Raw genomic sequence first — 21,663 nt, forward strand, 5'->3', positions numbered from 1 at the left:
ACCGAGCACAACGGAGCCAAGCATTACCGAACCAAGTACAACGGAACCAAGCACAACGGAGCCAAGTACCACAGAACCAAGCACAACCGAACCAAGTACAACGGAACCAAGTACCACAGAACCAAGCATTACCGAACCAAGCACAACGGAACCAAGTACAACGGAGCCGAGTACCACGGAACCAAGTACCACAGAACCGAGTACGACGGAGCCAAGTACCACAGAGCCAAGTATCACGGAGCCAAGTACCCCAGAACCAAGTACGACCGAGCCAAGTATAGCAGAACCAAGTACAACGACCACAAACCATGACGGTGCCACGCTAGTAAATCCCCATGAGAGCCAGTCTACTGAAACAAGTGCTAGTAGCGAAACCACGAAATCTTCTAGTCAAGAAAAAGCAAAGGCTCTTCCTCAAACGAATGAGCAACGAGCTGCATGGCTGGTGATTCTAGGCGCAATCATGGTAGGCGGTGTGTTTACAAGCGTACTGAAAAGGAAATAGGAGTTAGCTCTAACTTATAATTCTATAAAGTCAGCTAGACAAGTGTCTAGCTGTTTTTTTGTGCTTTAGGCAGTTGAAATCGGCGCTGTTACTAAAAAAGCTGCGGCTTATTGGTGAGTACAGCTAGCAATTTATAAAAGAGAAACAATAAACAAAAACGTGTCTGAATTATTTAAAATAACATCTAATATTTACCGTTGAGAGCCCGCAGAACAAATGATTCTTTGCGGAAAGTCAATATTTTTGCACCCTCGTGTGCAAATGCTGGATAAAAAATAGGTGGTAATTTTGTTAGAATCAAACAAGAAACATTGCAACGATTCGAAGGCAGCACTAAAGGAGGGACCTACGATTTGATGGAAAATTTATAGGAAATTTGCTAAAGGAGATTACGCCCGTGAACAGTCTTACATTCCAATTGGTAACGAACTCAGTGAATCGAAGAAGCCTTATACTATTGGCGTACATGGAAAACGAACAGATTTTGAGTGTCAAACAGCTCTCAGAAAAAGCGAGTATTTCTCGGCGGACGATCTTAACGGACTTAAAAGCACTACGCACATTTTTTGGTGATGCGATCTCTCTTGAAGGGACCCATCACGGGATGAAGTTGGTAATCAATGATCATGGTGAATACTATAAAAAACGACGCTCCTTCTATGAGCGAGAACCACTTATTTTATTAGTACAAGCTTTTTATGCGGGACAAACGTTTCCTTTTTTAGCTTGGATTCGAGCCATGCATATTTCAGAATCAACGGCAAATCGACTCATAAAAAAATTACAGCTGATTCTTGATGAATACGGTTTGGTGGTAACCAAAGCACCGATTGGGCTGATGGGAGAAGAGATCAATCAGCGAAAGTTCTTCTGGGATTTTTATTGCGAAACGCACTATTTTGAGTTGCCGGTCATTGAACATCAGCTTCAAGAAACGCTTTTAAGAAGAATTGAGCAAAACGTGGGGATCGTTTCAAGAAAAAAGGTCATCAATATTATTCGTTTGTCTGTTCAGCGTGCCACTTTTGGAACCTTGATATTTGATCCTGAGATCCTAGCATTGATCCAGCAAGATCCGCTTTTTTTGACGATCAGTGAAACACTTCAAGAAAGCAGCAGTCTCCAACCCATTGCGAAAAAACGGCTCGTTCAGGAAGCGTGCTTTATTTACTTAATACTTTATGCGCAGTGGGCGCTTCGAGGGAAAACGAGGATTCCTCTCAATACCTTTTCAAAAACGAGTAAGCGATTCGTTGAACTCTTTGTTGCTTTTTTTGAACAGCACAATACTTACCTTGACGAGCCTTGTGGAATTCAACAGGTCGTGGAAGATTTTTTAGTCCGGCAATATGCAAAAGTTGGCTTAGCACCTATCTACCTAAAAAATCCGGATAGTACGAATCAATTTGTGTTTTCTTTGCCTTTTGATCTTTATGAGCCTTTGATTAGGTTTATGGAAGTGAATGAGATTCCGCAATGTTTCAAAAATCAATTTTTGAGGGACTTTTGTTGTTCCTTCGTTCTCTATCTTTTTGGCAATCAATTGATCCGGGTTTCACAAAAAATCGTGGTGTTGCTTGCCAATAATTATGTGATCGATGAATGGGTCTATAGTATTTTTGAACATCATTTTAGTGGTCGAATGGCTGTGCTCTATGAAGAACAATTAACATCGGAACAGATCACCCAGCTTGACTGTGATATTTTGATCACCAATATCATTCCATTTGATTACTCCATAGAAAAGCAACCGCAGGTATTTTTTTTGCCTAAATACATTGGGTATAAAGAAGCGATTAAAATGGTTGTCTCCATCTTAAATGAAGGATTGGAGGACTTCGTCTGTGTCTGAAGTATGTTTTTTGAAAGAGAAAAAGGGGCGAAAGGAAAATGAGGGGGAATACATGCCGCTTCATAAATTGAGGTATTTCATTGTAGCGATGTTGGTTTTAAGTTGTCTGCTAGTCGCTGATTTCGTAGAAGCCAAAGAAGTGTCCACCGCTAGAACAGAAGGGGTCATCCGTTTTGTTGGTGGTCAGGAACCTGCAAAGCCAGAGCCAAAACCGCCGACAGGAAAATGGCCAGTACCTGAAGATGATTCATCTGGTCACGCAAAAAATGATCGTTTTCCGCAAACGAACAGTCACCAACGACTGCTTATTCGCTGGATAGGTCTGCTGCTCGTCCTCTTGAGTGTGGTCGCTTACTTGAAATTAAGCACACGACGATCAGATCGTGAGAAAAATAGCCTTTAGGCAATACGGTCGCACGCTTGTTTTAGGAAACGACTGTTGTGGTTTTTGAAGAAGTGAGAGGATTAGTAAGCCAACTGGCAACCAGTTCTAGCGAAAAAAGGTTTACGCATCAATCAATAGTAATCATCGTAGATTCTTTCTGCGAATAATAATAGTAAAAGGAGTAATTTTTTATGAAACGTATTTATTTAGCAACAATCGGTGTCATGAGTATCGCTGTGTTATCTGGGGGAGTGACCGCAGCAGCAACCCCCATCCTGGAAGGAAATACCGAAAATGAAGTAGATTTCATCCCTGGGGAGGAGGAAGAGATCGATGTTGAGTTACCTGAAAAAGAGCCAGAGGTAGAAATTGATCCGATCGATCCAGAGGTAACCGGTCCGTTCACTTTGGTGCATGTGCCAAAGCGCTTCGATTTTGGAACCCAAGTGATCAGCACAGGCCCTGGAAAATCCGCAATGCTTGCGGAGCTGGAACGACTGTCTGATGGGTCAGGAACCGCGCCATATGTCTCTTTTGCTCAAGTATTGGATACCCGTGGTGGACACAACGGCTGGACGTTAAATGTCGATTTGGATCAATTTACAAGTACAGATGCCACTTCGAATCATGTATTACGTGGGGCTTATATCGAATTTCAAAATCCACAGATTCGTTCGAATGCATTAGATTCGGCGACTTTCCCAACAGCACCTAGCGATCAATTTAACCATCAAACCATCGATGTTGGAACGGAAGGCAACACCTTGATGTCTGCGGCTCCTGGCCAAGGGGCGGGACTTTCAACGGTTCAATGGGGCAATCAAACCCTGCTAAATCAACAGCATGCAGCTGGGGAAGAGGATATTCTCAATGAAGCGATTTGGCTCCATATACCGACAGGAGCGAATCCGCAAGCAACCGCTTATACGGCTACTCTGACTTGGCATTTAAGTGCCACTCCTGGGAATTAAGGGATAAGTTTTTTGGAAGAACACAGCAAAGAAGCCAGTCTTTTAGCTTGGCTCAGAAGCATGAATAAAGGCACATGATTTTAACGAATCATTTCACCAGTAAGCGCGATAGCGAATGATACGCGTGTTGCGATTAGGGAAAAACGAATCAGGAAGTGAGTAAGGGATATAGGGAATAGGCAGGAGACGAGTTGTTCCTGCCTATTTTGAAAGGAATGATTCATTATGAAGACACAAAGCAAGAGATCAATCAAGAATAGGCTAGTAGCTGGGTTTGTTTTACTGGTGATGGTACTCGTTGGATTGCCGATGACAGGTTGGGCAGAAACACAATCAGAATTGCCATTTCATGTGGTCCCCAATTTGCCGAAAAGCCAATTGCCAGATGGGAATAGTGGCTATTTTGATCTAGAACTAGCACCAGGGACCGATGATGTTCTGGGGGTGACGATTCAAAATCGCGCGGAAAAGGAAATCACGATCGAAGTTTCCGCACATACGGCGTTCACTAACGGAAATGGCGTCGTGGAATATGGCAAAGATGCCGCAGAACCTGATCCGACTTTGCCTTATTCGATAGCTGATCTAATCGAATCACCTGGAGAGATTATTTTGTTAGCTAAGGAAAAAAAGACGATCGAGTTACCCATACATATGCCTGAAGAAGCCTTTACTGGTAGTCTAGTCGGCGGTTTACGTATTCGAGAGGTCATCGCAGAAGCGACTGGATCAGAGGAAGAAGGTGTTGCGATCCAAAATCGATTTGCTTATATCCTAGGCGTTGTTGTCCGCAATGAAGCGTCTATTATTGAACCAGAGCTTGCGTTATTGGATGTGTTTGCCGGTCAAGTCAATTATCGCAATGCGTTTCGGGCAACGCTACAAAATCCGTTGCCGCGTTTTGTCAATCGACTAGAGGTAGAGGCAACTGTTCGACGAGCGGATCAGGAAGAAGTCTTATATGAGGCGCAGCGTGAAGGGATGCAAATGGCGCCAAATTCACATTTTCATTTTCCCGTTTCATTACAGGGGGATCGTTTTTACAGCGGAGAATATGTAATGAGCTTAACAGCTCGAGCTGAAGGTGAGGAGTGGACATGGGAATATCCGTTTACTGTGGAAGCAGACACAGCACGACAGTTGAATCGTGAGGATGTCACCATTGAAGAGGGGCAAAACTGGTGGTTGATCAGCGCATTAGGACTAGTGATCTTCCTTATTGGAATAATCATTTGGCTGTTATGGAAGAACAAAAAGCCGACCATGGATACGTAAGAAGTAAAGGAGAGCATGGAATGAAAAAGCAAAACTTGAAATATTGGATTCGCTTGCTGCTTGTTTTTATGGGATTACGCTTGATGAGTGTCCCGCTCATCGTTGTTTTTGCTGAAACCGAGCCGCCATACCTCGCACAACCGCTAGCGGATGAGGGAGTTCTGGGGGAGTTTGCCACAGGAACATCTGAGCCTGAAGGGACGGTGCAGTTCAAAGAGCCTAAATTTGCTGGTACGGTAGGTCAACCGCTTACGATCGATTTGGTCAGCGACCAAGCGGTGGCAGAAATCTTCCTAGAATTACCAGCAGAAGTCAAGCTGATGACTGATGTATTGGCACCCGGACAAACAGCAGTAAAACAAAGCGATCAAGGCTGGCAGATCAAAGCAAGTCAAGCACGGCAGACATTTTCTGTTTTGATCGTTGCCGAACTTCCTGGAAGTTTTGTTATAGCCAGTGCAGGGAGCGAAGCGATCGTTGAAATAGCTGCTGCAGAGACAGACACTGAGGAAACACCGAAAGACTTGGAAAATGAGTCCTTAGAATCGCAAGAAACGGACAGTGATCCTGCTGAAAAAGTAGCAGACATTGAGCGTCCGCAGGAGGAGTCAGAGGTACAGGCGGCTAGTGAGATCGTACCAAGCGCCTTTGATGGTGGCACAGCTTACGTAACGACCATGGCGGAGTTTATTAGTGCTTTACAAGATCCATCCGTATCCATTCTTTCCTTACAAGCGGACCTTGTCCAATCTACTTCCAGCATAATGACCATCAATCGTCCGATAATGATTCAAGGAAATGGTCATGCATTGACCCTCAATAACAATAGTGCTTATTTTCAATTATTAACCATTAACGAAGAAACGATTTTTCGTATCGAAAATCTCACATACCAAAAAACAGGTAATACCGCTTTGATCCAGACCACCAATGCGTTGAGTAAAAACTGGGTCGTTGAACTAGAGGAAGTAGAAGAAGCCTCGGAGAATCGGTCACCTTTTATTTTAGCACGAGAAGCGAAGGTTCACTTTACTGGTGGGATCAATCGCTTCGAAGCAATGACGATGGCTTCCGATACTTTGTTCAATCTGAAAGAAGTAGAGGTCGGAAATCAAGCGCAAGTGATTATTAATAAGCCGAATATGTGGATTTTTTATACAGCACCAGATATTCAAGATCCTAGATTGTTGATCGATGAGGGTGCGCAAGTGAGCATTACTACGCGACTAGGGGATGCGAATACAATCGATTTACGTGGCGATAATGGTCAAATGGAACTCAATCATGGTGCTCGTTTAACTATTCGCAGTCCAGGAACGACTGCTGCTCCGACCAATGGTAATAATAATGCCGTTATTCTGTCTGGGAGAAATCCTCGCTTTATTGCAGCAGAGAATTCAGTTTTTTCAATCGAGGTTACAGAAAGAAAACGCGGGCTTGTTCTGACTGGAGAGCAGCCAGAATTGACGATCCAATCTGGTGCAAACGTAACGATAAACACAATGAATGCGAGCGCTATCCTCTTAAATGGTTTCTTTCCTTCTGCTACGATCGCAGGAGATGAAACACAAGTACGGGTGAACAATGAGACGGCGGCAGATGCCAATGCGATCGAACTAGTAGGAGACAACAGCAATTTTTATCTTTTTGATGGTGGTACGCTCATTGTAGAAAGTCAGGGAGCAGCCACAGCAATGTCGGAGGAACAAAATATTGCACTATTTATGAAGGGGGCGGATCCAACAATGGTTGTGGGGGATGCTGCCTTATTGCAGATTGAAACGACACAAAGAAGGCGCGGCGTATTTCTGACTGGTGAGAATCCTAAGTTGACGATCCAGAACGGCTCAAAAGTACGCTTGACCGCCGAAAATGCGAATGCTTTACGGGTCAACGGAAAAAATGCCGACGTCACCATTAGTGGCGAAGAGACACATGTACGGATTTTCAGTGAGATTGCAGCGGCAGAAGGAGCAGCATCCTTTGTTTTATCGACACCGTCGAATGCGGCAGAAGCTGGGGCTCTTACTTTGAGTGAATCAGCAGTCTTAGAGGTCGAAAGCATCACTGCTAGTGCGATCAATATCACTAGTCTGAACTTTACTTTTAAAGTTAAAAGCAATGGACAATTAATAGCTAGCAGCCATGAGGCTGACGGGGACCATGCAGTGATTCGATTTTTATACTTTGGTTTGGTGACCTTTCATGTAACGGATGGTGGAATAGTAAAAGTTCGTAAAATAGGGGGGAGCGCACCCTTGATCCGAATTCCTAGTGGAGGAAATTCTTTTGAGATCACAGAAGGCGGCATCGTTGACCTTTATAATCCGGGAAACGGCAACGCGCATGATGGGAATGTCGCTGGAGGAAATCAAGGAATTTTTTATGCGAGAGGCATCCATGATAACGGGACAGAGAATAATTTTTCAATCGTAGGTGTCGATAGTAAATTTATGTGTGTAGCAGATAGTGGTCCGGGGATTGACATGCATACCTACTTCAATTCAACGATCTACGTTGAACAAGGATATTTCCAAGTGGAAGGGCGGACAAGTTCCCCGAATGGTGGCGTGTTTCGTTCAGGTAAACTATCTGTCTTCTTGAACGATCCAGTCTTTTTTGATTTTCGTAATGAGCGGCTTGATGGAGGAAACATCTTTAGTGTTTCTAATCTTTCAACTTTAACAGCGACGAATAGTGACTTAGCTGTTTGGAAAAACGGGTCAAATCTCTTAGGAGATCCCGATCTAAATTTCCCAACCCTCGATTTTGCTTTTTCAGGAGCTGATTTTGGCACGTTAGGTTTGACGAATAAACCAGAGATATTGAATACGGAGACCTTTGGCAATCAGGGACTGACAGCGTACTCTCGCGTAAGTTCAAACAATGCGCGTTGGGCGATCGTCGATGAGTTACGGGTGCCGACGAATGCGGACAAAAAAATTCATGGGCGAGTCAGCTTGCCTGTTGGTTTTGATGGCACTCGCCCTGCTTGGGATGATGAAGCGAAAGTGACCGTTGAAATTGAAACAGCAGATGGTGAGAAGGAAGAAGTCACTGCAAAAACCGTCGGACATACAGAAGAAACACCGGGGATCAGTATCTATGGAGAAGAGCCGCAAGGAGGGATTTTTGAGATTCCTCTTGAGACTCCTTTGGAAGCAGGAACCATCGTCCGAGTCGTCGCTGTCGAATTAACCAGCGGCGAACTGACAGAAGGTGCCCAACATCAAATACGGACCGAGTCTGTGCAGGTTTTCCCTATTTTGCCGCCAACGCCCGCAGCTTTTGCTTCCTACGTACTTCTTGAAGAAACAACTGAGATCCATGGCCACACGGAAGACAAAGAGGTTGAGCTAAGTGCTGCACATAATGGTGCCTGGTTTGATACAGAGGCGGTGGTTATCGATGAAGATGGAACATTTACGATTGATGTAAGTGATCGGCAGTTAAAAGCGGGGGATGAGATCCAAGTCTTTCTGAAAGATTCTGCTGGTTCGGCAAAAGAAGCTGGAGTGATCAATCCGCCGACAACGAATGACGAACACGGCAATCAGAATCCAGCCTCAGAAGTTGTTTTTCGGGACGCTGTGTTTCCCGCTGCAACTACCCTGCGAATCGCCCAGACTGGACCACTGCCACCGGTTGATCCATTAGAACCGGATGTAGAAGTGAATCCAGAAAATCCGTCGGTCATTCCTGAGAACCAAGGGTTGCTCAGTCTTGATTTTGTTTCCCAGTTCCGATTTGGTCAGGTGCCGATCCGCAGTGCCAAAGGAACGTATCACGCACTGCCTCAGCATATGAATCTTGCCGAAGGGGCAACCGAAACTAAGGAACGTCCGAATTATGTGCAAATCACGGATCAGCGTAACGATGCAGAAGAGACGAGTTGGCGTTTATCGGCGACTCTTGATTCGCAGGGCTTCCAAAATGAAGACAATGAGCCCTTGATCGGTGCTCAAATCAGCTTAGCCAATCAACGGCTTATGACGACCTCAGCAAATTCCAATGCCAGTATGCCAGAGCTTTCCACGGTGAATGATAGTGTAACTTTGACGCCAGGTGAAGCGCAGCCTCTACTAACTGGCGACAGTCAGAGTACGGGAACATGGGTCTATCGTTTTGGTGATCAAGAGACGGCAGCCACCAGTGTCGCCTTGGAAGTGCCTGCTGGTGCAAATCCCAAGTTGGGATGGTACCGTGCAACGATTGAATGGTCGTTAAGTAGTGTGCCAGAGTGAAGAAAGAATACTAGTCGGCAATAAGAAACGAATGGAAAAGACGTGTGCGGCGTTCAAGTGCCGCACACGTCTTTTCACTTATAAAAGGTGCTTTTTTCGATGTTTCGCAACGCAAAATTATGGATGATTTTTGGGTTGATGATTTTCAAGAAATTGTTCCAATCATCTGCATCTGGGATCGATTTTATCAGGAGGCATTCAACATCTAAAATATACTCTTCCAAATACTCTGCGTAATTCGTCACGACTAGATCAATCTTGTTTCGTTCAACATAATCTAAAGAAAACTCACTGGAATCAGGAAATTGCAAAATATGATATCGACCAAAATATTTTACGGCAAAAGCATTGATGTGAAGACAAATATGCGCATCCCCTTCTAAAAGAAAGGCGATTCGGCGTGGGTTGCCCCAGTATTTTTCTTTTAATCCTTCAAAGTACAAAGTGAAGCGGGCACTGATTGCTGACAGAGCGGTTGCTTCAAAGAGGGGCTGCCTAAAAAGAAACTCTGTATTTTCCTCATACTCTTTAGGGTATTGCGTTTGTGCATAACTGGAAATTTCTTCCATACTTAGATTATAGGTAGGGGAAATCAGCTGTTTTATTTTTTCTGTTATAAAGAAAGAATGGAGAAAAATAAAATCTCGGGACTGATCATGATCGGATATTTGCTGAAACTTGCAAAAATTGGCAGTCAGTTCTTTTAGCTCAGGCCAATGGTCAAAGCGGTTAACAAATGATATTTCCCTGAGATAGTTGTTTATCCCACGGTTACTTGCTAGTAGAGCGAAAAGGTAGACCAGCTCCTCTGACGGTAAAGACAAGGAAAAAGCCGTTTGGAGTCGTTGATTGAGGGGCTGGATTTCTTGGAAGAGCTCATCTGCCAAGACGATCTTTTTTAATTGATCGGAGACAATGACAGTTTCTCCTGCTTGAGTACGCTCAAGGACAATATACAACCAATAACTGATATACCAAAATGAAGCCGTATTATTGGTTTTGCCGCGTATATTTCGAAAAAAATCTAAGACGATGTTTTGCACAGCGATCGTTGGGCGTACCGTATGAGGCGTAGCGTCTGACTCATAATAAAAGGTATGAAAAAATTTGCGAATATCCGCTTCTGATCCGATCAGACGGAAATTCTTGTGATCAACAGATAACTGAAAGGGCCTCAGGGCTTTTTCAAAAAGCGTTAAATAGCGTAAAAGGGAACTTTCAGAAAGATAAAAATAGTCTGCCCATTCGGAAACTGTCCGATATTCTCCCTTAAACAGATGCTCAAGAATAACGAATAATGGTTCATTCTGAAGGAGCGCTCGTTTTCGTTCAAGATATTCCTTCGGTAGTAATTCGTGAAGAGAATAGCCATTCGACGTGGATTCGATCATTAAAGTACTTCCAAAGTAGCTCCGTAGCCCCTCCATATCATAAATGATCGTGCGCCGCGAACTCTGGACAGCTTTTGATAACTCACGATTCGAAAGGGTCTTATGCCGTTCCAAGAGATTCAATAGTTTCAACCAACGAATGGTGGTAGTAGAAGTAATAAACGTCATCTGAAAATTTTTCATTCATAACACTCCCATATGGTCTGTTTGGTGGATCGTCTCTCACGTCTGATTATGGAATATGGATACTGGCAAGGCAAGGGAAAGGTTTTTGGTAGGTAACAAGTGTTTCTTGTACAGGAACACTTGTGCTACTTAGGGATGAAAAGCAAATAACCGAAAAGTCCAACGATTCGTCATAGACATCGTTGGACCTTTCGGCTTTTTCATCAAGCTGTTGCAAACTGGCTGTTATATAGTTGGGCGTAAAGGGAATCTTGTGCCAGCAATTGAGTATGGGAGCCTTTTTCGACGACGGAGCCGTCTTTCATCACTAGAATCAAGTCGGCATTTTTGATGGTAGAAAGACGATGGGCGATGATAAAACTGGTCCTTCCTTGGGTCAAACGATCCATTGCCGTTTGGATCATTTGTTCCGTCCGAGTGTCGACACTGGAGGTGGCTTCATCAAGGATCAGGATCGTTGGGTCCGCTAAAATCGCCCGGGCGATCGTCAATAATTGTTGTTGTCCTTGAGACAGTTCGCTTTCGGAGCCAATGACGGTATCGTAACCGTTGGGCAGGGTCCGCACGAAGTGGTCGCATTGGGCGGCTTTGGCTGCAGCCAAGATGTCTTCCCGAGTGGCATCGGGATTGCCATATGCGATATTTTCAGCAATGGTTCCTTGGAACAGCCATGTATCCTGCAGCACCATACCGAATTTTTTCCGTACTGCCGGTGCCGAAAAGGACATCATGTCTTGATCGTCCAGCAAAATCTTTCCACCGTTCAAAGGATAAAAGCGCATCAAAAGATTGATCATGGTGGTTTTTCCAGCGCCTGTTGGTCCGACGATCGCAACCGTTTGTTTTGGTTTGACGGAAAATTCGACGTTTTCCATCAGGAGTTTTTCCTTGTTGTAGCCGAAGGAGACGTGTTGGAAATCGATTTTTCCTTTGATGGTTTGCGGTACCGGCAGTTGCTGGGTCGCTGTTTCTTCTTCAGGATAATCAAGGATCTCAAAAATTCGTTCGAGAGATGCTAAGGCACTTTGCAAGGTATTCATAATATAAGAAGCTTGCGTGATCGGTTCAGACACTTGGTTGATGTATTGCAGATAGGCTTGTACAAGACCAATGGATAATTGCCCTTGCAACACCATCAGACCACCAACGACGGCGCTTAAGATAAAGCCGATTTGATTGATAAAGCGCACGAAAGGATTGATCGCTGCACTGACGAACTGTGCTTTCCGAAAAGCTTTAAATTGGGCTTCGCTCAATTCCGCCATTTCCGCTTCAACGGCAATTTGTTGGTTGTAGGATTTGATCAGCGGATTTGCGGTATAAAACTCTTCCGCACGACTGCTGACTGCACCTAATGTTTCTTGGTTTTTGGTAAAGTAGCTCAAGTTTTTTCGTGCGAGAACGGTGGTCACAAAAGCACTCAAAAGCAAAATCAGGACCACACCGATCGTCAGTAATGGGCTGAGATAAAGCATGGCGATCAAGCCGAAGGTAATGCTGATGGTTGCGGTGATCAGCTGCATCAAACCGACTTGTAAGACTTCGGATACTTTATCTAAATCGAGAATCACTCGGCTTAAAATATCGCCGGTATGATGTTTGTCGTAAAAACTGATAGGCAGGCGATTAAATTTGTCACTGATTTGTTTGCGTAAAGTCAAGGTCAGGGTTTCACTGACACTGGCCATCGTATACTCTTGCAGTAAGGAAAAGAGACTGATCAAAAGCCATGTTCCCGCTAATAGGACGACCGGGCCTAAAATACTTTGCCAAAAATCATTGATTTGCCAGCCTTCTTGTTGAAACAAGGCGATCAGATTATCCAGTCCACGTCCCAAGATCAAAGGGGCGATGGACATTAGTAAGGAAAAGAACAAGGCAGAGACGATGATCAGCAGAAAGCGGGCTTTTTGTTCCATTAGTAATCGAAGTAGGCGCCGGCTTGTATGTTTCATGTTTTTTGGTGTATCCATTGTTTGTTTACTCATCCTTCATTCCTCCCATTCCTTGAGATGATGCAAACTCTTGATAAGTTTGGCAAGTGCGTAATAATTCTTCGTGGGTTCCTTTACCGACCATCTTACCGTTATCCAAGACAATGATTTGATCGGCATTTTTAACGGTCGATACCCGTTGAGCAACGATAATGACGGCGGCATCTTTCGTGTATTCTTTCAATGCACGCCGCAAGTTGGCGTCTGTTTGATAATCCAAAGCAGAAAAGCTGTCATCAAAGAAGTAGATTTCTGCGGGCTTTGTTAGCGCTCGGGCAATACTCAGCCGTTGCTTTTGACCGCCGGAGAAATTGCTGCCTTTTTGAGCAACTAGACTTCCATAACCTTCAGGCAAGCCTTCGATAAATGACTTGGCTTGGGCAACTTCAGCGGCTTTTGCCATCGCCTCATGGGTTGCCGGACGATTGCCGAAACGCAGGGTTTCTTGAATCGTGCCGCTAAGCAAGAGCGCTTTTTGCGGGACATAACTAATTTGGTCCCGTAATTCGGCTTGAGAGATCTCTTTGATGTTGCGGCCAAAAAGCGTAATCGAACCAGCAGTCACATCTTTGAAACGCAGCAAGGCTTTGGCAATGGTGCTTTTTCCAGAGCCGGTTCCGCCAACGATCGCTGTCGTTTTGCCTCGGTGGATCTCGAAGCTGATATCTTCTAAGACAGGTTCTTCGGCGCCTTCATACGTAAATTGCACGTGATTGAAAGCGGCGATCGTTTCTGACAAGGCGGATTTGTTTAAGGTTTGGTCACCGTCAATCAAATCAATTGGTTCTTCTAAGACTTCTTCGATTCGTTGTAAGGAAGTCAAGCCTTTAGGCACCATCACGATCACCATCGCTGCCATGGTCAAAAACCAAAGGCTCAAAATCGTGTATTCGATAATGGCAGTAATACTACCAATAGCTAGGTGGCCCTGAAGACTTTGATAGCCGCCGTAGACTAGGATGGTCGAAATCGAGAGTCCCATTACTAAGTTGACGGTCGGATTCAAGACAGCAAAGAGGCGATTGACTTTAATCATGGTTTTCGCATATTCCGTCAAGGTTTGATCTGTCCGTTCTTTTTCGTAAGCCGCTTTGTCAAATGCCCGAATCACCCGAGCGCCGGTAAAGGTTTCTCGTAAGATCCGCATCATGTTATCGACTAGTTTTTGCGTGATTTGTGATAATGGGATCGCTTTGCGAATCACCCCATAAGCGATCATTGAAAAACATAGGATCGCTACGATTGGGACCCAAATCATCCGTAAAGAGACGGTGCCGGTTAGAAAAATCGAAGCTGCGACGATCATTGGGGCTGGCAAAATCATTTGCAGCGCCATCATCAAAATTTGTTGGATATTGTTGATGTCGCTGGTGGTACGTGCCAGCAAAGTGGGTGTACCATAGCCATCAACAGCGGATACAGAGAGTTCTTGTGTTTTTTTGAAAAAGCGCATCCGCAAAAAATGCCCGAATTTTCCTGAAAGGTGGGCAGATAAATAACTACCGCCTACCGAGACGATCACGGTGCCGATGGCAATGGCAAACATCCACCAGCCATTGTGCCAAATGGCCGTCGTGTCGACTTTTAAGATCCCTTCATCAATGATTTTTGCCAAAAAATACGGCAACAAGAGTGTGCCGAAGGATTGGACTAGCATCAAAAGAAATAAACTGAAAAAGAAGCGTCGTTCTTCTTTATAAAATAACTGTAATTGTTTCATGATTTCCCTCCAAAAATGTCGTTCTATGGTAGAATAAACTGTAACGTTACGTTACAGTCAAGCAAGGAGTGAAATTTTTTTGAAAAAACAATTGACCATCAGTGAGATGTCCGCTTATGCTGGCGTGAGTCGGCGCACATTGATTTATTATGATCAAATCGATTTGTTCAAACCGCAATCGATTGGTGAAAACAGCTATCGCTATTACGGCTTTGAACAATGCCTTGAGTTAGACGTGATTTTGATGTTGCGTTCTTTAGACATGCCCTTGCAAGACATTCGCCAATTTTTGAAAAACCGCAACCCGGAATATACGCAAAAGGAACTTGTGGAACGGCGAGGACAAGTCCGTGACAAAATCGCTGCGCTACAAGAATTGGAACGAACCTTCGATCGCTACATCCAGCGCTATGAAAAAGTACAGAAAGCCGATTTTGAGACCTTTACGATAGCGCAGCACGAAGCAGAGGCGTTTATCGTTTCCGAAGAGATCGCTGGCGATGATCCAGAATCTGCTTATCAAGTGTACGCCCGTTTTTATCCGCTAGTGGATTATAAAGATGCCTTCAGTGGCTATCCCATCGGCTTTTTAAGTGCAGGAACGACGTTGGAGGATCAGACTTTTCACGCATCGCCTTATCGGGCATTGATCTTGATTCCCCAAGATCGGCTACATCTCTATCCGGAAAAGCTGATCATCACACGTCCCGCTGGTACGTATGTTTCTGGATTTGTCAGTGAGGGAGAAGAACAAATTGCCGCTTTTACCCACCGCATCCAAGCCTTTCTAAAAGAGAAGCAGTTGAAAATCGATGGCGATGTTTGGGAATTGTTATGGCAAGATGAAGTCTTTACCACACAAAAAGAATTGCAGATATTTGAAGTGATGGTTCCAGTGAAGCCCGAGTAATGGACGAGGCACGCGTATCTGTAAGAAACGAAAACTAAGATACGCAATAGCAATGATTATTGCCGCTGGCTTTTCAATAGAAGCAAAGGAGATGACTAAGCCAGATCCCTTCCATACAAAAAGCCCTGTGAAGCGTTGAAATTCCCATTTTGCTTTTTTCTCGTTATACTTGAAAGAACAGATGAGAAAAAAGGGGAAATTTTAATGAAAAAAGAAACAGGAATACGCTCGCTTTATGCGTTGATTGGTGTCGCCATTTTAGGATTCGGGGCGGCATTGCTGCGGGTCGGCGGAGTGGGGCTAGACCCATACACAGCAGCCAATATCGGTGTCGGCGAGCTGCTAGGGTTATCCCTTGGGGTCTATCAATTGATGATCAATATCGCTGTCCTAGTATTGATTTTTATCTTTGGCCGTCGTCATATCGGCATCGGGACGGTCATCAATATGGTGCTGACAGGATTTTTCATCGACTTTTATACCAACGTTTTTGATTGGTTATCCGTCGGTCCGAATAATTGGTGGCAGCAAGGTTTGTTCTTGTTGATCGGGATCATCTTCTTTACCTTCGGTGCTTCGTTTTATATGTCAGCGAATTTGGGTAGCGCCCCCTACGACGCGATCGCCCCAACCATCGTCGATCAGACGAAAGCCAACTATCGAGTGGTGCGGGTGATTCAAGACGTTGCCTTTGCCTTGATTGGGCTCTTCACAGGCGGGCCAATCGGGATCGGAACCTTCATCAGTGCCTTTTTAGTGGGCCCACTGATCAAATTCTGGGACAACCGTGTCTCTGAGCCATTCATCGAAAGCAGTGTCAAAAAAGCGATTTTTAAATAAAAAAGGTCTGCAGCAAAGAGAAGTCGAAGCGATTTAGTCGCCCACTTCACTCAGCTGCAGTTTTTTTGCCATTTGCTCAAGGAATTCTTGCATAATTGCTTCTCAGTCGCTAGAATAAAAAAGCCGAGGAGGGGTAGTATGCAATTACCAACACCATTTATTGAAAAATACCAACGGTTGCTAGGAGGAGAAGCACCAGCTTTTTTTACCGCTTTAACCGATAATCAGCCAGTCAAAGGCTTTCGCTTGAATGTTGCTAAGCCGCACGCACAAGCGATGCTGGCAAAATATGGACCAGCTGCTGTACCCGCCCCCTATGCAGAAGCGGCTTATATTGGCGAAGTCAAAGGCCGTTCGTTGCTCCATCAAGCTGGCTATGTCTACAGCCAAGAACCTAGTGCGATGATCGTGGCAACGATCGCAGCCGCTCAACCAGGGGAGCGGGTCTTAGATTTATGTGCGGCACCAGGGGGCAAAACAACGCAGCTGGCAAGCCAATTACAAGGAAAAGGGCTGCTTGTAGCAAATGAGATTTTCCCGAAGCGTGCCAAAATCCTATCAGAAAATGTGGAGCGTTGGGGCTTTCCGAATGTAGTCGTCACCAATCAGGCTCCACAAGAATTGAGCCGCCATTTTCCTCAGTTTTTTGACAAGATCGTGGTGGACGCCCCTTGTTCTGGTGAAGGGATGTTTCGTAAAGATCCCGTCGCCTTAGAGGAATGGCAGGCAGAAACACCTGATCAGTGTGCGATCAGGCAAAAAGACATTTTGGCACAAGCCGTTGCGATGCTAAAACCGGGGGGCCAGCTGATCTATTCCACCTGTACCTTTGCCCCTGAAGAAAACGAAGCGATGATGGCTTGGTTAATGGAGGAGTATCCCTTCACAATCGAAGCGATCGACTTGGCCAATGTATCTCATGGGCGCAGCGAGTGGGGAGAGGCACCAGGGATTGAGAAAACCATCCGCTTATGGCCGCATTTAAACCAAGGAGAAGGTCATTTCGCTGCGAAATTGACCTCGCTAGCAGAAGCAATACCAGTGAAAAAGAAGAAAAAAGGCAAAGGAGCGAAAGCCAAGAGCCCACTGGATGCAGCAACTCAAAAGTTGTGGCAAGCCTTTCGCAAGGAGTTTCCTTTTTTACAGGCACTGAATGCGACGCCTCAGCTGCTAGGAGAAAACCTCTGGCTCGTTCCTGAAGAAATGCCTTCTTTAAAAGGGATCAAGTTTATGCGCCCAGGTTTGCATGTCGGCGTCGTTAAGAAGAATCGGATCGAACCTAGTTATGCGTTGGCATTGGCGATCCATGCAGAAGAAGGGGCACCGACAGTGCCAATCACTTTGCCGCAATGGCAGCAGTATGTGGCAGGTGAAACCTTGAGCGTGTCAGGAAATGCTGGGTGGGTGATTTTGACAGTCGATGAGATCCCCGTCTGTTTTGGAAAACAAGTCCAAGGAACTGTGAAAAACTTCTTTCCAAAAGGATTAAGATTCAAAGCGATTTAAACGAAATAGTGTTTTTATTTCAGTCCTCGTGCTATGATGGAAGTAGCAAAATAAGGGAGCTGATCGATATGAAAACATCATCAAAAGTAACGATTGGATTAAGCATTGCAGCGATCGCTGGGATCACTACTGCCGTCGTTGTATCAGACAAAGTATTCAATAAAGTACGCTTCGCTTGCAACCGACACAAAGTAAAGAAATTTGTCGATGACAAATTCAACGGCAATGAAAAATTGTTGGATGTCGTAGACGGCTTGTCTGACAATGAATTGGATTCGTTGTTAGGTGTGATGAAAAAAGTCAATGAGGGCCGCAACAAAATCTCTGTTTACGGAGACAACATCAAAGATTCGACAGAACATGTCAAAGACAAGTTGACGAGCTTTGTTGATTCCGTCTTTTAAGCCAATCATTCCATTTGAAACTCGCAGGGACATCGGTCTTTGCGAGTTTTTCTCGTCTTTCTAAGCGTTTTTCGTTATACTAACAAGGAAATGCACGAAATGGTGCGAGGTAGAGGAGTGAAAGTGAAGTCGTGGAAAAAACAAGTACCTTGACTGCCGAGGAAAAAGCGTTCTTTATGGAAGAAGCAATCAAAGAAGCCCGAAAAGCAGAAGGTGTGGCAGAAGTACCGATCGGTGCTGTCGTCGTCTTGGATGGCAAAATCATTGGTCGTGGGCACAATCTACGAGAAACGCAGCAACAAGCCGCAGCGCATGCGGAGATGTTTGCGATCGAGGAAGCCTGTCGCACTGTCGGAAGTTGGCGCTTAGAACAAGCGCAGCTGTTTGTGACCTTGGAACCATGCCCGATGTGCAGTGGGGCGATGTTATTGGCACGGGTGGAAGAAGTGTATTTTGGTGCCTACGATCCCAAAGGCGGCACTGCTGGTACATTGATGAATTTATTGGAAGATGAGCGCTTCAACCATTGGTCCTATGTGGAAGGCGGCATTTTAGAAGAAGCATGCAGCCAGCTGCTAACAGATTTTTTCCGAGCATTACGAGAAAAGAAAAAACAAAAAAAGGCTGGCAATCTCTAACGAAATACGTTATACTAAGTTTTGCCGAAAGGCTAGGACAATGGAGGTCTTGTGAAGCGTGTCAGATCCGGAAGGAAGCAGCACTAAGCAGGATTCTCCATGTGTCTGATTGAAAAACTGCCTGCTTTTGAAGAAAGCAGTAGTACTAATTGAATCGATGATCATTCAAACCTGAGACAGACTGTCTTAGGTTTTTTTATTGTCTGAAAGTCTTTGTGATACCAAGGGCTGTTCTAATTGTATTCTGCTTTAAATCTAGGCAATCGATAGCAGCTCTCAGAGGGTTAAGTTGTATTTTTGATACAAAGGCTTTATTCCTGTTTAGAACCTTACTCTGATAACTTTTCCGTTGGCGATTTTTATACTCTCAAAGAATCAGTAGTTCTGACGAACTGAAACATGGAATACCTGCTCTCGATATTCGATAGAATCTTCGTTTCAAGAACTCTTTATTTTCGCTTCAACGAATTGCCTCCGCCGTGTTATCGGTTGCAATTCCCCCAAATAACCAGAAAAAATCACTTTCCTTTTTACAGTCAGAAAAGTGATTTTTTCTTTTGAACAACTGTCACTGTAACTGTTTCTTTTTTACAAAAAGTCACCATTCTTTTCCAAGCATTCCAATGGTTTCCCAGAGATTTTATGCTATGCTTATTTTGTAGAGAATTCCGTCGTCTTTCTACTGGCAACCCTTGATGCCAAGAGAAACGGATAGTGATTTCAGGCGACGTATTTGAAAAGAGGCGCACAATGGAAAAAATTACGATTATCCATACCAACGATCTGCATTCCCACCTAGAACATTGGCCGAAGATGCGGCGTTATTTGGATCAAAGAAAACGAGAAGCGGATACGACCGAAGAGACAGTGATCGCGGTCGACTTAGGCGACTTTGTCGATCGCTGGCATCCTTTGACAGAAGCAACTGACGGCAAGGCGAATGTCGACTTGATGAATCAAGGGCATTATGATGCGGTGACGATTGGGAACAATGAGGGAGTCGGCAATCCCAAAGAGGTCTTGCAGCATCTGTATGACCAAGCAGCATTTCCGGTCATTTTAGGCAACTTATTTGATAAAAAGGATTTGCGTCCGCCAAAGTGGGCACAAGAATACAAAATCATGGAAAGCAATCAAGGAGCCAAAATCGGCTTAATCGCTTTTACGGCACCGTTTCCGCTAACATATGCCCCCAACGGTTGGGACATTCGCGAACCCTTGGAGATTTTGCCTTCATTGGTGCAGCATTTGCGCCCCGAGGTCGATCTGCTGGTCTTTATGAGCCATCTAGGCATCAATGCTGACCGCCAGATTGCGAGGGACTTTCCAGAGTTAGATGTTATTTTAGGTTCCCACACGCACCATTTGTTTGAAAAGGGCGAAGTCATCAATGGGGTTCAAATTGGCGCAGCTGGCAAGTTTGGTTTTAACATTGGCGAAGTCGAAGTGGTCTTAGATGATCACCACCGCCCGATCAAGCATCGCGCACGTGTGATTCCGACGGATTCGTTGGTGGCTTTTCCGCAAGATGAGGAAGAGATCGCCGAATATCTATCGATCGGCCATCGCTTGCTGCGGGCAAATCAGGTGGCAGAAATTCCAGCAGCGTTTACGAGGGATTGGCAAAGTGAACATTCCTTGGTTCGGGAGGCTCTTTTGGCATTATGTGCCAAAGGACAGACGGATGCCGCCATCTTAAATACGGGGCTATTTTTAGATGATTTACCACAAGGACGGGTCGATCAAGATCAGCTGCACACGATTTTGCCCCATCCGATGCATTTGATTCGAGTGACGCTGCAAGGCGCGGATGTCATTCGATTGGTCTTAGAGATGGAAAAAAATCGCAACTTTTTGCGCAATTTCCCAATTATGGGGATGGGCTTTCGAGGGAAGATTTTTGGCGAACTGGTTTATGAAGGCATTCGCTTTGATGAAAAAAACCACCAAGTTTTGTGGAAGCAAGAACCAGTTGATGTCTCTCAAAGCTACACGTTGACTCTTGTGGATCACTACTTGTTTATTCCGTTTTTCCCGACGATCGAGATTGCTGGAACTGTTGAGTTTCTTTTTCCAGACTTTATTCGGACGGTGGTCGGTGATTACTTGAGTCAGAAATACCCTATTCAGTAGTTGGTACCCCTCCAGTGGTTTTTTGAGGAAAACCGCGACTATCATTGAGGAATAAAACAAGGTATAATAAACAGCAGGTGGTGAAAAAATGACCGAAAAACAAACGATCACAGATGAAATGACATCTGTACTAGAAGAAATTATTGAAGAACCAGCGAAACAACCGCAAAAAGGCGAGTTGGTGACTTTGTTGAATGATGAAGAATTAATGATTGGCAATCGACAATACAAATTGGTCATGGATTATCGTGAAGGCTTCGATCCTGAAAAACTTGGTGAGCGTTACAGTGAAGTTTTGGCACGCTATGATTATATCGTAGGTGATTGGGGTTATGAACAGCTACGCTTGAAAGGCTTCTTTGAAAAGGATAACCGCAAAGCATTACCCGATCAGCGCATTGACATGCTGGAAGACTATTTGTATGAGTATTGCAACTTCGGTTGTGCCTATTTCGTGATCCAGAGGGTTGGCGGCAAGAAAGAAAAAAGTACCTCCCGAAGACGTAAGAAAAAGCCAGCTCAAACGAATCAAAATCAAACTACACAACAAAACGCACATATAGAAGAAAAGCGTGAAGCAATTCCGCAGAAGAAAAGCAAACCAACGATCAAAAATCGTAAACCAAAAGAAAAAAACGTCAAAAAAACCGAAACAACTACGGTGAAAAAAGGCAAAAAAGAGTTTACGATTCGACAAAGGGAAGAATAA

Annotated in this window: 16 protein-coding genes and 1 other RNA gene; 14 read left to right on the forward strand and 3 right to left on the reverse strand. The window is 44.6% G+C overall.

Features of this window, described 5'->3' with window-relative positions:
• The 6 genes from ACIPK1_RS11245 to ACIPK1_RS11270 form a co-directional block, all read left to right on the forward strand.
• Positions 1 to 505, forward strand: a 505-nt coding sequence (locus ACIPK1_RS11245; RefSeq protein WP_400450891.1) for an LPXTG cell wall anchor domain-containing protein, incomplete at its 5' end; no start/stop codon positions are given.
• Positions 506 to 902: 397 nt separating this feature from the next.
• Complete coding sequence (locus ACIPK1_RS11250; RefSeq protein ID WP_400450893.1) at positions 903 to 2,357, forward strand: helix-turn-helix domain-containing protein; 1,455 nt, start codon at positions 903 to 905, stop codon at positions 2,355 to 2,357.
• A complete protein-coding gene (locus ACIPK1_RS11255) occupies positions 2,350 to 2,760 on the forward strand; it encodes a hypothetical protein (RefSeq protein WP_008378040.1) in 411 nt (136 codons plus the stop codon). Before ACIPK1_RS11250 ends, ACIPK1_RS11255 begins: the two co-directional genes overlap by 8 nt.
• Before the next feature lie 173 nt (positions 2,761 to 2,933).
• Positions 2,934 to 3,713: a WxL domain-containing protein gene (locus ACIPK1_RS11260; RefSeq protein ID WP_008378042.1), complete on the forward strand. Its 780-nt coding sequence runs from the start codon at positions 2,934 to 2,936 to the stop codon at positions 3,711 to 3,713.
• Positions 3,714 to 3,938: 225 nt separating this feature from the next.
• On the forward strand, positions 3,939 to 4,988 hold the full coding sequence (locus ACIPK1_RS11265; protein ID WP_400450894.1) for a WxL protein host-binding domain-containing protein: 1,050 nt from the start codon (positions 3,939 to 3,941) through the stop codon (positions 4,986 to 4,988).
• Between the two features lie 20 nt (positions 4,989 to 5,008).
• Positions 5,009 to 9,232, forward strand: coding sequence for a WxL domain-containing protein (locus tag ACIPK1_RS11270; protein ID WP_400450896.1), 4,224 nt, complete (start codon positions 5,009 to 5,011; stop codon positions 9,230 to 9,232).
• Between the two features lie 74 nt (positions 9,233 to 9,306).
• Here ACIPK1_RS11270 and ACIPK1_RS11275 read toward each other — a convergent pair whose 3' ends face one another.
• The 3 genes from ACIPK1_RS11275 to ACIPK1_RS11285 form a co-directional block, all read right to left on the reverse strand.
• Entirely contained in the window at positions 9,307 to 10,806 is a 1,500-nt protein-coding gene (locus tag ACIPK1_RS11275) for a helix-turn-helix domain-containing protein (RefSeq protein WP_400450898.1), read from the reverse strand.
• Positions 10,807 to 11,012: 206 nt separating this feature from the next.
• On the reverse strand, positions 11,013 to 12,797 hold the full coding sequence (locus ACIPK1_RS11280; RefSeq protein ID WP_005231996.1) for an ABC transporter ATP-binding protein: 1,785 nt from the start codon (positions 12,795 to 12,797) through the stop codon (positions 11,013 to 11,015).
• Positions 12,790 to 14,523: an ABC transporter ATP-binding protein gene (locus tag ACIPK1_RS11285; RefSeq protein WP_218193219.1), complete on the reverse strand. Its 1,734-nt coding sequence runs from the start codon at positions 14,521 to 14,523 to the stop codon at positions 12,790 to 12,792. The genes ACIPK1_RS11280 and ACIPK1_RS11285 overlap by 8 nt, the downstream gene beginning before the upstream one ends.
• A 106-nt stretch (positions 14,524 to 14,629) precedes the next feature.
• Between ACIPK1_RS11285 and ACIPK1_RS11290 the strand changes: the two genes are divergently transcribed.
• From ACIPK1_RS11290 to ACIPK1_RS11325, 8 genes are all read left to right on the forward strand, one after another.
• A complete protein-coding gene (locus ACIPK1_RS11290) occupies positions 14,630 to 15,433 on the forward strand; it encodes a MerR family transcriptional regulator (protein WP_016611256.1) in 804 nt (267 codons plus the stop codon).
• A gap of 204 nt (positions 15,434 to 15,637) precedes the next feature.
• On the forward strand, positions 15,638 to 16,273 hold the full coding sequence (locus ACIPK1_RS11295) for a YitT family protein (RefSeq protein ID WP_008378064.1): 636 nt from the start codon (positions 15,638 to 15,640) through the stop codon (positions 16,271 to 16,273).
• Positions 16,274 to 16,411: 138 nt separating this feature from the next.
• On the forward strand, positions 16,412 to 17,779 hold the full coding sequence (locus ACIPK1_RS11300) for an RsmB/NOP family class I SAM-dependent RNA methyltransferase (RefSeq protein ID WP_400450901.1): 1,368 nt from the start codon (positions 16,412 to 16,414) through the stop codon (positions 17,777 to 17,779).
• Positions 17,780 to 17,847: 68 nt separating this feature from the next.
• Complete coding sequence (locus tag ACIPK1_RS11305) at positions 17,848 to 18,183, forward strand: hypothetical protein (protein ID WP_005227636.1); 336 nt, start codon at positions 17,848 to 17,850, stop codon at positions 18,181 to 18,183.
• A 131-nt stretch (positions 18,184 to 18,314) separates the two neighbouring features.
• Positions 18,315 to 18,821 carry a tRNA adenosine(34) deaminase TadA gene (tadA, locus tag ACIPK1_RS11310; RefSeq protein ID WP_400450902.1) on the forward strand — a complete coding sequence of 169 codons (507 nt, stop codon included), beginning with the start codon at positions 18,315 to 18,317 and terminating at the stop codon, positions 18,819 to 18,821.
• Between the two features lie 30 nt (positions 18,822 to 18,851).
• An RNA gene (ffs, locus tag ACIPK1_RS11315) (signal recognition particle sRNA small type) lies at positions 18,852 to 18,936 on the forward strand.
• A gap of 635 nt (positions 18,937 to 19,571) precedes the next feature.
• Entirely contained in the window at positions 19,572 to 20,954 is a 1,383-nt protein-coding gene (locus ACIPK1_RS11320; protein WP_400450904.1) for a bifunctional metallophosphatase/5'-nucleotidase, read from the forward strand.
• A gap of 88 nt (positions 20,955 to 21,042) precedes the next feature.
• A complete protein-coding gene (locus tag ACIPK1_RS11325) occupies positions 21,043 to 21,663 on the forward strand; it encodes a YutD family protein (protein ID WP_005231988.1) in 621 nt (206 codons plus the stop codon).

It is taken from the genome of Enterococcus sp. NPDC086594, assembly GCF_044746145.1.
Lineage (GTDB): Bacteria > Bacillota > Bacilli > Lactobacillales > Enterococcaceae > Enterococcus_D > Enterococcus_D entomosocium.

Bases quoted from the DNA above. Each gene is read 5' to 3' on its own strand.
- ACIPK1_RS11265 (WP_400450894.1), top strand. From the start codon at position 3,939: ATGAAGACACAAAGCAAGAGATCAATCAAGAATAGGCTAGTAGCTGGG.
- ACIPK1_RS11290 (WP_016611256.1), top strand. From the start codon at position 14,630: ATGTCCGCTTATGCTGGCGTGAGTCGGCGCACATTGATTTATTATGAT.
- ACIPK1_RS11320 (WP_400450904.1), top strand. From the start codon at position 19,572: ATGGAAAAAATTACGATTATCCATACCAACGATCTGCATTCCCACCTA.
- ACIPK1_RS11280 (WP_005231996.1), bottom strand. From the start codon at position 12,797: ATGAGTAAACAAACAATGGATACACCAAAAAACATGAAACATACAAGC.
- ACIPK1_RS11295 (WP_008378064.1), top strand. From the start codon at position 15,638: ATGAAAAAAGAAACAGGAATACGCTCGCTTTATGCGTTGATTGGTGTC.
- ACIPK1_RS11300 (WP_400450901.1), top strand. From the start codon at position 16,412: ATGCAATTACCAACACCATTTATTGAAAAATACCAACGGTTGCTAGGA.
- ACIPK1_RS11325 (WP_005231988.1), top strand. From the start codon at position 21,043: ATGACCGAAAAACAAACGATCACAGATGAAATGACATCTGTACTAGAA.
- ACIPK1_RS11305 (WP_005227636.1), top strand. From the start codon at position 17,848: ATGAAAACATCATCAAAAGTAACGATTGGATTAAGCATTGCAGCGATC.
- ACIPK1_RS11285 (WP_218193219.1), bottom strand. From the start codon at position 14,523: ATGAAACAATTACAGTTATTTTATAAAGAAGAACGACGCTTCTTTTTC.
- ACIPK1_RS11275 (WP_400450898.1), bottom strand. From the start codon at position 10,806: ATGAAAAATTTTCAGATGACGTTTATTACTTCTACTACCACCATTCGT.
- ACIPK1_RS11260 (WP_008378042.1), top strand. From the start codon at position 2,934: ATGAAACGTATTTATTTAGCAACAATCGGTGTCATGAGTATCGCTGTG.
- ACIPK1_RS11270 (WP_400450896.1), top strand. From the start codon at position 5,009: ATGAAAAAGCAAAACTTGAAATATTGGATTCGCTTGCTGCTTGTTTTT.